Origin of the sequence: Paraburkholderia elongata, from assembly GCF_013177735.1 — a bacterium.
GTDB classification, from domain to species: domain Bacteria; phylum Pseudomonadota; class Gammaproteobacteria; order Burkholderiales; family Burkholderiaceae; genus Paraburkholderia; species Paraburkholderia elongata.
In genome coordinates this window covers 15,648-29,776 of record NZ_WOEZ01000093.1, presented here as the reverse complement: position 1 = coordinate 29,776, position 14,129 = coordinate 15,648, and the positions used below count along the sequence as shown (strand labels likewise).

General features: G+C 64.3%; 13 protein-coding genes. 7 read left to right on the top strand and 6 right to left on the bottom strand.

What is annotated here, in order from left to right; all coding sequences use genetic code 11:
• Positions 1–120: 120 nt before the first annotated feature.
• The 3 genes from GNZ13_RS18410 to GNZ13_RS18400 all read left to right on the top strand — a co-directional run bounded on the left by GNZ13_RS18410 (position 121) and on the right by GNZ13_RS18400 (position 2,243).
• Positions 121–879 carry an AzlC family ABC transporter permease gene (locus GNZ13_RS18410; RefSeq protein ID WP_236002071.1) on the top strand — a complete coding sequence of 253 codons (759 nt, stop codon included), beginning with the start codon at positions 121–123 and terminating at the stop codon, positions 877–879.
• Complete coding sequence (locus GNZ13_RS18405) at positions 876–1,199, top strand: AzlD domain-containing protein (RefSeq protein ID WP_172166912.1); 324 nt, start codon at positions 876–878, stop codon at positions 1,197–1,199. Before GNZ13_RS18410 ends, GNZ13_RS18405 begins: the two co-directional genes overlap by 4 nt.
• A gap of 273 nt (positions 1,200–1,472) precedes the next feature.
• Positions 1,473–2,243 carry a DUF4088 family protein gene (locus GNZ13_RS18400; protein ID WP_172166910.1) on the top strand — a complete coding sequence of 257 codons (771 nt, stop codon included), beginning with the start codon at positions 1,473–1,475 and terminating at the stop codon, positions 2,241–2,243.
• Between the two features lie 8 nt (positions 2,244–2,251).
• Here the strand turns inward: GNZ13_RS18400 and GNZ13_RS18395 are convergent, their stop codons facing one another.
• Both GNZ13_RS18395 and GNZ13_RS18390 read right to left on the bottom strand, forming a co-directional pair.
• Entirely contained in the window at positions 2,252–4,468 is a 2,217-nt protein-coding gene (locus GNZ13_RS18395; RefSeq protein WP_172166908.1) for an ATP-dependent helicase, read from the bottom strand.
• A gap of 137 nt (positions 4,469–4,605) precedes the next feature.
• On the bottom strand, positions 4,606–5,061 hold the full coding sequence (locus tag GNZ13_RS18390) for a hypothetical protein (RefSeq protein WP_172166906.1): 456 nt from the start codon (positions 5,059–5,061) through the stop codon (positions 4,606–4,608).
• Positions 5,062–5,367: 306 nt separating this feature from the next.
• On the opposite strand from GNZ13_RS18390, the gene GNZ13_RS18385 reads away from it, so the two are divergent.
• The 4 genes from GNZ13_RS18385 (at position 5,368) to fumC (ending at position 10,507) form a co-directional block, all read left to right on the top strand.
• Complete coding sequence (locus GNZ13_RS18385) at positions 5,368–5,586, top strand: RNA-binding S4 domain-containing protein (RefSeq protein ID WP_011489423.1); 219 nt, start codon at positions 5,368–5,370, stop codon at positions 5,584–5,586.
• A 249-nt stretch (positions 5,587–5,835) separates the two neighbouring features.
• Positions 5,836–7,248 (top strand): MATE family efflux transporter, encoded by a 1,413-nt coding sequence (locus GNZ13_RS18380; protein WP_172166904.1) that lies wholly within the window; start codon positions 5,836–5,838, stop codon positions 7,246–7,248.
• Positions 7,249–7,413: 165 nt separating this feature from the next.
• Complete coding sequence (locus GNZ13_RS18375; protein WP_172166903.1) at positions 7,414–9,090, top strand: phospholipase D family protein; 1,677 nt, start codon at positions 7,414–7,416, stop codon at positions 9,088–9,090.
• Between the two features lie 16 nt (positions 9,091–9,106).
• A complete protein-coding gene (gene fumC / locus GNZ13_RS18370) occupies positions 9,107–10,507 on the top strand; it encodes a class II fumarate hydratase (protein WP_172166901.1) in 1,401 nt (466 codons plus the stop codon).
• Between the two features lie 10 nt (positions 10,508–10,517).
• On the opposite strand, the gene GNZ13_RS18365 is transcribed toward fumC, so the two are convergent.
• The 4 genes from GNZ13_RS18365 to GNZ13_RS18350 all read right to left on the bottom strand — a co-directional run bounded on the left by GNZ13_RS18365 (position 10,518) and on the right by GNZ13_RS18350 (position 13,955).
• Positions 10,518–11,024: an acyl-CoA thioesterase gene (locus GNZ13_RS18365; protein ID WP_028199238.1), complete on the bottom strand. Its 507-nt coding sequence runs from the start codon at positions 11,022–11,024 to the stop codon at positions 10,518–10,520.
• A gap of 146 nt (positions 11,025–11,170) precedes the next feature.
• Positions 11,171–12,370, bottom strand: a complete 1,200-nt coding sequence (locus GNZ13_RS18360) for a GlxA family transcriptional regulator (RefSeq protein ID WP_172166899.1) — start codon at positions 12,368–12,370, stop codon at positions 11,171–11,173.
• On the bottom strand, positions 12,370–13,674 hold the full coding sequence (locus tag GNZ13_RS18355; RefSeq protein ID WP_216674912.1) for an MFS transporter: 1,305 nt from the start codon (positions 13,672–13,674) through the stop codon (positions 12,370–12,372). Before GNZ13_RS18355 ends, GNZ13_RS18360 begins: the two co-directional genes overlap by 1 nt.
• 137 nt (positions 13,675–13,811) lie before the next feature.
• Complete coding sequence (locus GNZ13_RS18350; protein WP_172166897.1) at positions 13,812–13,955, bottom strand: hypothetical protein; 144 nt, start codon at positions 13,953–13,955, stop codon at positions 13,812–13,814.
• Positions 13,956–14,129: the final 174 nt, after the last annotated feature.

Sequence of the window (14,129 nt, the reverse complement as noted above, 5' to 3'; positions counted from 1 at the left end):
AACCCCGCCCGCTATGCTTCCCGAATCCAGGAGGCAAGATTGACCCATTCCACCCCCGGCCAGCCCCCAAGCACAGGCCACTTAAAAGAATTCACCGCCGGCGCGCGCGACATCATCCCGATGATGGTCGGCGCGGCGCCCTTCGGCGTGATCTTCGGCACCCTCGTCGCGTCGGGTCCGCTGCATCTATGGCACGGGCAGTTGATGTCGCTCGTCGTGTTCGCCGGCTCCGCGCAATTCATCGCGCTGGGGCTGATCGCCGGCCACGCGAGTTTTGCGGTGATCTGGGCGACCACGCTCGTCGTCAACCTGCGCCACGTGCTGTATAGCGCGACGCTCGCGCCGCACGTCGCGCATCTGTCCACACGCTGGCGCTGGGCACTAGGCGCGCTGCTCACCGACGAAGTCTTCGCGGTCGCGTGGGAACATTACCGGCATCGGGAGCCCGGCACGGTCGGCCCGCACTACTTCTTTGGCGCGGGTCTGGCCATGTACCTGAACTGGCAGCTCTGGACCGTCGCCGGCCTGCTGTTCGGCGCCGCCTTTCCCGGCCTGCAGTCGCTCGGGCTCGATTTCGCGATGGTCGCCACCTTCATCGCGATCGTCGTGCCGCAGCTCGTCGCGCTGCGCTATATCGCGGCGGCTGTCACCGCCGGGACGCTGGCCTTCTTCTGGCAAGCGTGGCCGTACAAGCTCGGCCTGCTCGGCGCGGTGTTCGCGGGCGTCGTGATCGGCGTATTGCTGTCAGCGCCACGACTTGGACGAGGCACGCGGGGGAATCGCGAATCCTCGCGAGAAGCTTCGCGCGAAACCCGGCAGGAGGCCCTGCGGGAAGCCCCGCGGAAAACCTCGCAGGAAACCATGGAGGCATCGCGATGAATTACGTCGTTCTGATCCTCGGCATGGCCGTCATTACGTGGGTGATCCGCGCCGCCGTCTTCGTGCTCGGCGACCGGCTGGTATTTCCGCCGCTCTTGCGCACCGCGCTCGGCTTCGTACCCGTTACCGTGCTGACCGCGATCATCGTCCCGATGGCGGTCTCGCCTCACGGCACCAGTGCCGAATTGACCTGGCGCAATCCGCAACTGGTCGGGGCGCTGGCGGCCATCCTGGTCAGCGCGCTGACGCGACGGCCGCTCCTGACCATCGCAGTCGGCCTGACGGTCTTTTTTGTCTGGCAAGGCGTTGTGCTCAAATAGGCGCAGTTCGAGGCACGATCCGAGGCTCACATCGCGCACTGCCCTCACAGGCGACGCATCTCTCTAAAGCCGCCGCCAAAACCTCGCGCACCCTTAAGTTTCCCTTAATTCCGCCGATATGAAGTCGAGGTCCGCTCATCGGGATGCATCCCGCTGGTTACGCGGCAACAGGCAGGAATCAACCGCGCCGGCATTTGGCGTCGCGTCTCACTGGGCCCGGATGCGATCGGGCGACATGACGAGGCCGCGCGGCAGGACCAAACGGGATAACACATGGGTCAAATCACCCTCACGCTCAAAGACGAGACCATTGCGACGCTGCGCAAGGACTTCGACGCTTTTCTGCGGGTTTCGCTGAAGCTCGATCCGCAGTTCGCGACCCCGTCGTTTGAGGACTTTTTGCGCGCCAAGCTGCTCGACAATATGGTGCCGCTGACAGAACACGCGGTTCAGCGGATGTTGCAAGGCGGCCAGTACGCGTGGGCGAAGCGCACGCTGGACAAGGAATTCCCGGACGTCGTCGCGATTCTGATGCGGCAGGCGGAGGAATTCGGCTTCGGCTTTGCGACCCGTTCGGAATGGACGCCGGAAGAGCTGGCCAAGCAGTGCCGCGACTGGGCGGCGGCCATCGTCAAGGAAGCGGAAGGCGACGCAGCGCTGATCGATCCGCTCGCGGCGCAGATCAAGGGTGCGGCGCAAGACATCCAGGCGCTCGAGGAAACCATGCAGACTCCGGCCTGGCGTCTCGTGGAATCGCTGCGTCAACGCGTCTACGAAGCCAAAGTGGCGTGCGAAACCGGCGTGGGCAGCACCGCGCGCGAAAAGCTCGGCGAACTGCGTGGCCTGTTGCGCCTGGGTATTTCGCACGGCTCGTTCCAGAAGCAGGAAGCGCAGCAGATCATGGAGTACCTGCGCTTGCTGAAGCCGGAGATTTTCGTCGAAGAACCGTATGACGTGTTCTCACGCCTCGCCGCATGGCTGCGCAATTTCTTTGTGCCACCGCGTCCGGCGCCGCAACAGCAACAACAACGGCAGTCGCGTTAAAAGCAGCTTCAATCCCACATCTTCCTGAGTTTGGCCCCAATCTCGATCTTCGCCTGCGCCGCCGCGGCCAGCCCCGCCGCTGTCGGCGCGCTCGGCACCGGCACGCGCGGCCAGGCGTACGCGTCGAACAAGGGCATCAGATGCGCCGGAATGAACCGTGTGCGCGATGCCCACACGTGACGGTCGCCCATGTGAGTCTGGTTGTGCACGTAAAAGCGCTGCGGCACGACGATATGCAGGTCTTCCTTCGCGCGCGTCATCGCCACGTAAAGCAGGCGGCGCTCTTCGTCGATTTCCTCTTCGCTGCCGGTGCCGAGATCGGACGGAATGCAACCGTCGACGCCATTCAATACGAACACGTTGCGCCACTCCTGCCCTTTCGCCGAACGGATCGTGGACAGGATCAGGTAGTCCTCGTCGATCAGCGGCACGCCGGATTCGTCGCTGGTGGCGTCGGGCGGATCGAGCGTCAATTCGGTCAGGAAACGCTCGCGAGACGGGTACGTGCCCGCGATGCTTTCCATTTGCAGCACGTCCGCATGGCGGATCGCCGCGTCCTCGTGATTGCGCTCGAGATGCGGCTCGTACCAGCGCCGCACCATTTCGAACTCGGCCGGCCACGGCGTCTGGCGCCCGTACACGCTCGACATCAGCTTGACGAACGGATGCCAGTCTTCCTGCGCACGAGCGGGCGGCGCAAAGGCGGCCAGCGCGCCACCGGCGCTATGGGTGAGATCGGCCGGATTGCCGCCGCCCGCCCAGGCCACAACCTCGTCCAGCACCTTCGCGGCGGTGGCGGGACCGATGCCCGGCAGCAATTGCACGACGCGAAAACCCGCGACACGGTCGCGCGGATTCTCCGCCCAGCGCAGCACGGCGAGCACATCCTTGACGTGCACGGAGTCGAGAAACTTCAGGCCGCCGAACTTCACGAACGGAATGTTGCGCCGGGTCAGTTCGATTTCGAGCGCGGCGCTGTGATGCGCGGCGCGAAACAGCACCGCCTGTGACTTGAGCTTCATGCCCTGCTCGCGCGCTTCGAGCACCTGTTCGACGATGTAGCGAGCCTGATCCGCTTCGTCGGCCACCGCCACCAGCCGCGGGCGCTGCGCCGAGGCCTTGTCGGTCCACAGATTCTTCGTGTAGCGCTCGCTGGCAAGCTCGATCACCGCATTCGACGCCGCCAGAATCGGCCCGGTCGAGCGGTAATTGCGCTCGAGCGTGATTTGCCTCGCGGGCGGATCGAAGTGCGCCGGGAAGTCGAGAATGTTGCGCACGGTCGCGCCGCGAAACGAATAGATCGACTGGGCGTCGTCGCCGACCACGGTCAGGCCTCGGCCATCAGGTTTCAGCGCGAGCAGGATCGACGCCTGCAAGCGGTTGGTGTCCTGATACTCGTCGACCAGAACGTGATCGAAGCGTGCCGACAAATCGGCCGCGATCGCCGGCTCGGCGGCCATATGCGACCAGTAGAGCAGCAGGTCGTCGTAGTCGAGCACGCTCTGCTTCTGCTTGGCGTCGACGTACGCGGCGAACAGCATGCGCAGATCGGCCTCCCACTCGCGGCACCAGGGGAACGCGCTGTTGAGCACATCGGCGAGCGACGCGCCGGTGTTCACCACGCGCGAGTAGATCGCAAAGCAGGTGCTCTTGGCCGGAAAGCGCCGCTCTTTCGCCGATAAACCTAGCTCGTGGCGCACGAGATTCATCAGGTCGGCGGAATCCTCACGGTCGTTGATCGTGAAGGCAGGTGCGAGGCCGATCAGGTCCGCGTATTCGCGCAATAGCCGCGCGCCGATGCTATGGAAGGTCCCGGACCACGTCAGCCCTTGCGCCAGCGCGGCCCGCGTACCGAGCGCCGCGCCGGCGATGCGCGTGACACGGCGGGTCATTTCGAGCGCGGCGCGGCGCGAGAAGGTCAGCAACAGAATACGGCGCGGATCGGCGCCCTTCACCACCAGATTGGCGACCCGGTGCGCCAGCGTATTGGTCTTGCCGGAGCCGGCCCCGGCGATCACCAGCAGCGCGCCCGGCGGCGCGTTGAGACTGTCGGCGCCGTATTCGACGGCTTCGCGCTGCGCGTCGTTGAGCTTCGCCAGCCAGGCAGCGGTGTCGATACCGGAATCGGAATCGGAATCGGACAGTGACGGAGATTCAGCGACGGAGAGCACAGTGGATTCGGGCCTGAGGTGGAGTTGACGCGGCGACGCATACTGTATATCCATACAACTATCCGAGACAAGCGACCCTTTTTCCCGTACCGCGCACAAACAAAATGGCCCGGGCGCAGTTGCGCTCCGGGCCACTTTGTTCGGCGCGGCGGCTAAGCTTGCCGCCACGCCCGTTACGTTAGGACTCAGGCTTAGTGCTTGACGTCAGCTCCGTTGTCCTGATCGGCTGTCTGGCCTTGCATGTTCATCTTCATTTCATTGTTGGCAGTCTGCTTGTCGGCCTTCTGGTTGATCTTGGCGTCGTGCACCTGCTCCGTGTATTGCGACTTGGCAGCCTTTTGCTGTTTCTTCAACTCCGCCTTGGACGCCTTCTTCGACGCCTTGTATTCGGCATTAGCCTGTGCGTCGGCGTCGCGCTTCTGGACCAGCGGATCGGTCGAGCCCGCTGCCGTCAGACGCGTCGGCGCCGGCGTCACCGACTGCACACCCTGCGCGGCCGGTGCTGCGGGCGCGACATCGGCGCCTTGGGTCTGGACCTGCACCTGGCCGTTCATACCGGCGGCAGGTTGCGCGGTCTGCGCGACCGCAGCGGTAGCGGCAAAAGCAGTCAGGGCGGTACCGATCAGGAGAGTACGAATCTGGGTCATGGCTAAATCCTCTCTAAAGTTGTTGTGACGCGGGCGCCGTATCCGGCGCGGCACATTGACGTGTGCCTCATGCGCGCCTCGCCCGGTCTAGTCGTCGCCGGAAAAATCCAGCAGGCTTTCCTACAGACCCGCACTTTACGAGTGAAGTTCGTAACATACGACCAGTGTTACGGAACGTTTCATTTTCTGACAACTACATAACATCTGCTTGCAACTGCCTGAGCGGGGCCCGGCACCACAGGGACTTTCATTCAGGGCAAGCTTCTGGCTTATGATGCGAACCCTTTGCTTCAAGGTGCGAACGCCATGCCCAACCTCGATTTCACACTGACCGGCGACTACGTCGAACTGCACAATCTCCTGAAGATAACGGGGCTCGCGGACAGCGGCGGGTCGGCAAAAATGATGGTCGCGGACGGCGCGGTGACCGTCGACGGCCGCGTCGAAACGCGTAAAACCTGCAAAATCCGTGCGGGTCAGGTCGTGCTGCTCGGCGATACACGAATCGCGGTGCACGAGGCTTGATGCGGTTAGTCCGAAAACTCGGAGGACCGCACGCACCAAAATCGTGCCTCCTCCATCGACATCCCCGCGCCTAAGCAATAAGCTGTCAGTTTCGACAGACAAACAATCGGCTGACAGCCGCCCTACGCTTTCGGTGAGCCTCCGCATTTCGCCACGCCACCGGCAGCGCGCAAGCCCCGCGGGTCGTCCTGATTACGTCCGGCTTGCGCCCGACGCCACGCTGTCGCCCCTTCCGCTTCCAAGCGCTCCATGACTCAATCCGGCTTCACCCGGGTGGCCGCCCGGCCGCCGACCCTGACCCGCCACGCCGCCGACACCGCCCGGCTCGCGGCCCCGCTCGCCATCGCGCAACTTTCGCAAATGGCGATGGGCGTCACCGACACGATCCTGCTCGGATCGCTCGGCCCCGACGCGCTCGCCGCCGGCGGCCTCGGCGCCAATCTGTTCTTCGTCGTGGTCACGCTGCTGCAAGGCGTGCTCACCTCCGTAAGCGTGAGCGTGTCGCATGCGCGCGGTGCACAGGACGAAGGCCGTGTGCCGCATATCTACTGGACCGGCCTCGTGTTGTCGATACTGCTGTCGGTGCCCGCGTTCTTCCTGCTGTCGTTCGCCACGCCGATCCTGCTGGCGTTCGGCGAACCCTCGCTGCTTGCGCACAATGTCGGCGAATACGCGGCGGTGCTGCGCTGGGGCTCGCTCGGCAGCCTGATCGGCGTCGGCCTGATGCGCTCGTTCCTGCCGGCCATCGGCGCGGCCAAGCGGCTCCTGTGGGTGTCGATCATCAGCGTGTTCGTCAACGGTTTTCTCAACTACGGGCTGATTCACGGCGTTTACGGACTGCCCCACCTCGGCTTTCTCGGTTCGGCGGCGGCCACCTCGATCACCGTGTGGCTGAGCGCGCTCGTGCTGATGGCCTTGTTGCATCTGCGGCCGCGCTATAAACACTTCGTCGTTGCAACGCGGCCGAACGTGCCGTTGATGGGCGAGTTGTTCGGCATCGGCTGGCCGGTCGCGATCACTTACGGCGTCGAATCGACCCTCTTCCTCGCCACCGGCCTGATGGTCGGCCTGCTCGGCGAGTCGCAACTGGCGGCCCATCAGATCGCGTTGAACGTCGCCTCGGTGGCCTTCATGGTGCCGCTCGCGATCGGACAGGCAGCAAATGTACGGGTCGGCTACTGGTCCGGCGCAGGGCAGCCGCTCGCCGCGCGCCACGCAGGTTTCGTCGCGCTCGCGCTTGGCGTCGGCTTCATGACGCTGTCGGGCATCGTGTTGATCGCCGCGCCGCACTGGATCGTCGGCTTGTACCTGCATCTCGACGATCCGGCCAACGCAGCCACAGTCACACTGGCGAGTTCGCTGCTCGGCGTGGCCGCGATCTTCCAGATCGTCGACGGCATGCAGACGGTCGGCTCAGGCTGCCTGCGCGGCCTGAAGGACACGCGCGTGCCGATGATCGCCGCGACGTTCGGGTACTGGGTGATCGGCTTTCCGACCGGTTACGTGCTGGCATTTCACTTCGGGCTGGGCGCGCGCGGTTTGTGGTGGGGACTCGCGGCCGGCCTCGCGAGCGTTGCGCTGCTGATGACGCTGCGCTTTCACAAACTGAGCCTGCGGCGCGTGCCGGTCACGCCCGGCCTGCCGCCTGCACCGACGGCATGAGCTAAGCAAGTCACAGATCATCAAGCGCCGCGGGTCGAAGGCTTTTTGCTTTGACTAGCGGCATCTGTCTGCACGCCTGATTCCTCTTAGAATGCATTTCTCGACAGCGTGAACAAGCCACACGCGCTGCCATCATGAGAAGCCTGGAAACAACGGAGAAACAGCGTGTCGTGGCTTCAAAATCAAAGTCAGACCGCACCGCACAGCAAGTGCGCGCTCAGCAAGCCCCGCAGGAAGTCCCCCAAGGGGACGACGAGATATTTCTTCCTGCTGTGCTGCACAACGGCATTTCTGACCGCTTGCGCCACCAAACCTCCCGCCACCGCATTCGACCGTCAGGTCACCCACGCACTACCCCTCGCTGAAACAAAGCCGCTTCACACAGCCCTCGCGCCGCTCGAAGCCGCGCATCCGAACGAGTCCGGTTTCCGGCTACTGCCCAGCGGTACCGACGCTTTGCAGATGCGCATTGCGCTCGCGCGCGCGGCGACGAAAACCCTCGACATGCAGTACTACATCGCCAACGAGGACACCACCGGCAAGCTGCTGCTCGGCGCCGCGCTCTACGCGGCCGACCACGGTGTGAGAGTGCGCATGCTGGTCGACGATCTGAACTTCAAGGACATCGACCGTACGATGGCGGGTCTGAACTCGCACGACAACATCGAGATCCGCGTCTTCAATCCGTTCGGCAGCGCGCAGGAAGGCATGTTCGAACGCACCACCAACGTGTTCACGCAGATCGGCCATTTCACGCGCCGCATGCACAACAAGTCGATGATCGCCGACAACCAGTTGGCCATCGTCGGCGGCCGCAACCTCGGCGACGAATATTTCAGCGCCAGCGAAACGCTGCAGTTCCGCGATCTCGACGTACTCGCCGCCGGCCCGATTGCCGCCGACGTCTCCGCCAGTTTCGACGACTACTGGAACAGCAGCATCGCCTATCCGCTGCGGGTGCTGAACAAACAGAAGTTCGATGCGAAGGAGCTCGACCAGACGCGCAACGATTTACGCCAGCACTGGCGCGCCAACGCCGATCCGTACAATGCGAAGCCGCTGAACGCTACACCGCTCGCTTCACAGATTGCCCAGGATCAACTCGGCTTGACGTGGGCGCAGGCCGAATTCAAGGCGGACTCGCCGGAGAAAATCGAACATCCGTCGCCGGACTACGTCAGCCCGCCGATGCAGCGCTTGGCCGAGCTGATGCGCGACGCGCAGAAAGATTTCCTGATCATTTCGCCCTACTTCGTACCGCACGAGGCCGGCGTCAAAGCAGCCGGCGAACTGACGCATCGTGGCGTACGCATCGCCGTGCTGACCAACTCGCTCGCCGCGACCGACGCGGTGGCCGTGCAAGCCGGCTATAGCCCCTTCCGCGTGCCGCTGCTGCAACAGGGCGTGGAGTTGTATGAATTCAAACCGCAGCAGAAGGTGCCGCGCGCCGGTCTCACCGGATCTCGCTCGCGAGTCAGCCTGCACGCAAAAACCTATGTCATCGACCGCAAGATTCTGGTGATCGGCTCGATGAATCTCGATCCGCGCTCGGCCAATCTGAACACCGAGCAGACGCTGGTCATCCATAGCCCGGCGCTCGCCGAACAGGTCGCGCAAATCTTCGAACGTGCAATCGCGCCCGAAGCCAGCTACCACGTCACGCTCGCCGACCCGGCGCAACTCGCCTATCTGCGCTCGATCGGTGCGCCCCTCTCTCCGCTCGTCTGGACCGACGTCGAGGACGGCACGCGCCGCACCTATATCTTCGATCCGCAAGCGGGTTTTTACCGGAATGCGCTAACGGGTCTATTCTCCCTATTGCCTGTCAACGCACAACTTTGAGAAGCGGAGTTGAACCATGACTGAAGACGTAAGAATGGAGCGCGACACCTTCGGTGAAATCGCCGTGCCGAACGCTCGTTTATGGGGCGCACAGACTCAGCGTTCGCTGCAGAATTTCCGCATTTCGTCCGAGAAACAATCGCCCGAACTGATCACCGCGCTGGCCGTCATCAAGCGCGCCGCCGCCGAGGTCAACCAGGGCCTGGGCGTGCTCGACGAGAACAAGGCGAAGGCGATCATGCAAGCGGCCGACGAGATCATCGACGGCAAGCACCCGGAGGAATTTCCGCTCGCGGTCTGGCAAACCGGCTCCGGCACGCAGACCAACATGAACCTCAACGAGGTGATCGCGAATCGCGGGAGCGAGTTGCTCGGCGGCGAGCGCGGCGAAGCACGCAAAGTGCATCCGAACGACGACGTGAATCGCGGCCAGTCGTCGAACGACGTGTTTCCGACGGCGATGCACGTGGCCGCCGCCTATGCGATCGTCAAGCATTTGCTGCCCGCGCTGAAGACGCTGCGCGGTACGCTGGACGGCAAGGCGAAAGCCTTCGCGGACATCGTCAAGATCGGCCGCACGCACCTGCAGGACGCCACGCCGCTTACGCTCGGTCAGGAGTTTTCCGGTTACGTCGCGCAACTCGATCACGGCATCCGTCACGTGGAATCGGCGCTACCGCATCTGTACGAGCTCGCGCAGGGCGGCACGGCGGTCGGCACCGGTTTGAACGCGCATCCGCAATTCGCGGACAAGGTGGCGGCCGCGATCGGCAAGATGACCGGCTTGCCTTTCGTCTCCGCGCCGAACAAATTCGAAGTCATGGCAGGCGCCGATGCGCTGGTGTTCGCGCACGGTGCGTTGAAGACGGTGGCGGCGAGCCTGAACAAGATCGCCAACGACATCCGCTGGCTCGCGAGCGGCCCGCGCTGCGGGCTCGGCGAGCTGTCGATTCCGGAGAACGAACCGGGCAGCTCGATCATGCCGGGCAAGGTCAATCCGACCCAGTCCGAAGCCTTGACGATGCTGTGCACGCAAGTGTTCGGCAACGATGTCGCGGTGAATATCGGCGGCGCAAGCGGCAACTTCGAGTTGAACGTGTTCCGGCCGATGATGGCGCACAACGTGCTGCAATCGGTCCGTTTGCTCGCCGACGGCGCGCACAGTTTCAACGACAACTGTGCAGTGGGCATCGAACCGAATCGCGAGCGCATCGATACGCTGCTCAACGAATCGCTGATGCTGGTGACGGCGCTCAATCCGCACATCGGCTACGACAAGGCCGCGCAGATTGCGAAGAAGGCGCACAAGGAAGGCACTACGCTGAAGGCTGCGGCGCTCGCGCTCGGCTATGTCACCGAGCAGCAGTTCGACGAATGGGTGCGGCCGAAGGATATGGTCGGGCATTCGGCCGGGTGATCGACGCCGCTTAAACCTTCCCCTGCGCCACTTCTTCCGGCTTCAATTCGACGATCGCGTCGAGCGCTTCTTTCACGTCCATCGCGTACTTGGCGAGGCGCTTTTGTTCATCCGTTTCCGGCACGAATGCCGGCACCGGCACCGGGTGGCCGTTCTCGTTGACGGCCACCATCACCACCAGACAGTCCGTGGTTTGCAGCAGCTCGCCACCCTTCGGATCGCCTGCCTGCACCGACACGTGGATGTGCATGCTGGTGCGGCCCGTCGCCACGACCCGCGCGCGCAGTTCAACTAGGTTGCCGACCAGAATCGGCCGGCGAAAGCGGATATTGCCGACGCTGACCGTCACGCAGTAGCGCCCCGACCACACCGCCGAGCACGCGTACGCGGTCTCGTCGATCCACTTCATCAACGCGCCGCCATGCACCTTGCCGCCAAAGTTGACCGAGCTGGGCTCGGCGAGAAAACGGAAGGTGGTTTCGGAACGGTCCAGCGGCGCTAAGGCAGGGGTGCTCATCTTGACTCCGGTCAATCGGATGCATGTAAAGGAGGCGATTATACGAGCGCAATATTGACTCCGCCGCGAGTCGGACAGGGTAATCTTGCCGAATTTCGGCCTGGACGGCCGTCATGCTTTCGTCGAGCTTTCGCTTACTGTCCGCTTCAGCTCGTCTCGGCAACCACGGAAGCCGACTCACGCCGCGGCGCGACCGCGGACTCGAAACGCTCCCGATACTCGAGCGGCAACACGCCGAAGCGCAGCACAAACGCGCGCCGCAAGTTCTGCTCGCTGCCGAAGCCGCAATCGAGCGCAATCCGCTTGAGCGGCCGGCGCGACTCGGCCAACACCCGCGCGGCCGCCTCCAGGCGCAGTGCCGACACGGTTTTAGCCGGCGTGCGGCCGATCTCGTCGACGTAGCGCCGCGCGAAAGTCCGCGGACTCATTTGCGCGCGCTCGGCCAGCCGCTCGACCGACAGGTCGTCGCGCAAGTGGCCCGCCATCCAGCTATGCAGCGCCTCGAACGGTCCGCCCGCCGAAGCCTGTGCAGCAAGCGCAGCGCTGAATTGCGACTGGCCGCCGGGCCGCTTCATGAACACCACCAGTCGTCGCGCCGCCTGCATCGCGACCGCGTGGCCGACATCTTCTTCGATTAGCGCCAGCGCCAGATCGATGCCCGCCGTCACGCCCGCCGATGTCCAAACCACACTCCCGCCTTCACCGCGGCCCACGTCGCGGATGAAGATCGGATCGGCGTCTACCTGCACGTTCGGGAAACGACGCGCGAGATGCGGCGCTTCCCCCCAATGGGTGGTCGCGCGGCGGCCGTCGAGCAGGCCCGCGGCCGCCAAATAGAAGGCGCCCGTGCAGACCGAGCACACGCGCCGCGCCTGCGGCGCACGGCGTCTGATCCACGCGACGAGCTCTGGCTGCAAGGTGCAGTGTTCGTCGATCGGGACGCCCGGGACGATCAGTGTGTCGATCGGCTGGTCGTCGAGCGAATCGAGCCGTTCGGTGATGATCGGCAATTCCGGGAAGGTTTGCAGCACGCCGCCGTCGATCGACGCGACGGTCGTGCGATAGGCGACCGGCCCGGCGAGCGCGCCAGGCTTGCCGGCCAAGCCGCTTGTTCCAGTTGCTCCACTTGCTCCGTCTGATCCGCTTGCTGCGCTCGCCCCGGCCGGGCCGTCGACTCGGCCGACACCGACCGATCCACCGGTAACGCCAGAAACAGCGGAACCGCCAGCTACGCCAGCCGCGGCCGCCATCGTCAACTCAGCGCGCCAGAACGCTTCGAGCGGCCCGCATGCATCGAGCAACACGAGCTCAGGAGCGACCGCGAAAACGATATGACGTGCAGTCATCAGGAAACCCCCTCTGCGAGTTGCCGCTTAGTCGACCACGCATACCCCAGCGTGGTCAACGCCGCCATCCCGAGCAACGGGAAGATCGCGGCATTGATCGTCGCCCAGCCGAAGCGCGCCAGCAATTGCCCGGCGAACAGCGAACCCAGCGCGGAAAACGCAAAGGTCGTGAATTCGCTGGTTGCCTGCGTCTTGGCCCGTTCGGACGGCCGGTACGATTGTGCGAGCAGCGTCGATCCGCCGACGAACATGAAATTCCAACCCACGCCGAGGCATGCGAGCGCCGCGTAGAAGTGCGGCAGATCGGTCGAGCGCAATGCCAACACACCGCACAGCGCCGACAGCACGATCCCCGCACCGATCACCGGCAGCACGCCGAAGCGCCCGATCAGCCGTGCGGAAAACAGCGACGGCGCGAACATGCCGACCAGGTGCCATTGGATGATCGCCGCGCCATCGCCAATCGTGTGACCGCATGCAACCGCCGCAATCGGCGTCGCGGTCATCACGAACATCATCACGGCATAGCCAAGCGCATTGTTGGCGAGCGCCGCGGCAAAGATCGGCTGCCGGACGATTTCGCCGAGCGGCCGGGCCGGTTCGTGCGTCACGGCCACGCTCGCGGGCGCTGCGGCGTCGCGATACAGCAGCGCCAGCATGGCAATCGATACGAGCCCGAAGCCGGTGACAAGCGCATAGGAGCCGGCGAACGCGACCGGGGCGAGCCAGTCCTTGCTCCATGCGGCGAGAAGCGGCCCGCAAACGGCTGCCACCACGCCGCCGGTGAGCACCGTCGAAATCGCGCGGCTTTTGCCTTCGATTCCGACGGCATCCGCGGCCGCCAGCCGGTAGTACTGCGCGAACGCCTGAAACACACCGACGGTCGCCGTGCCGGCGCAGAACGCCCAGAAACTATTATGAAAAATCGCCCACACCGAGACGGCCCCGCCCAGCGCGCCGACGCCCGCGCCAAGCACGAAGCCCGCGCGCCGGCCGATGCGCGCCATCAGGAACGACGCAAAGATCGTGGTTAGCGCGGCGGCGACGGTAATCAGCGAGAACGGCAGCGTCGCGAGCGCCTTGTCATTGGCAAGCGTGTAGCCGACCAGACCCGTCAAAGTCAGATCGATCGAGACAGATGAGGTGTAGAGCGCCTGGCAAACCGCCAGCACGCGCGCGGCGCGGCGGCTGTCGGGATCGGAATGGCCGGAGCCGGTTTGACTGGCGGTGAAAGAAGAAGCGGTGGACGAAGCGGTGAGAGAAGCGGTGGAAGAAACGGAGGAGGAAGCAGCGGACGGCGGCATCGGTAGGCCTCGGGCGGCGAAAGTGGCGATGCCCAGATCGTCACATGACGGGTGATGGCAGGAATGACAATGATGCATCAATTCCAGCCAGCCGCCACGCTCATCCGCCTGAAAAAGCGGCCGCAGCCGCCTCGAGCTTACTTGTGGACCGTAATGCCCTCGTCGATCGTGCCGTACATCGTGATGCTGCCCGTGCCCGCCCCCGAACTCGAACCTGAACCACCCTGCGCACACGCGCTGAACAGCAGAACCGCGACAGCGGCGGAAAGAAGAAATTTCATGACAGCGTGTTCCCGCAAGGACAGGGTTCGATTCTAGCCTGGCGGGCCGGCGCGGCTCCAAAGCGGCCCCGACGCGGCTCCGAGGCGGCACCAAAGCACCAAAGCACGCACCAGCCTGCCCTCGCCGCCGGACTTTCGTAGCCGCTGCATTCGACAATTCACGCTAAGCTGAAA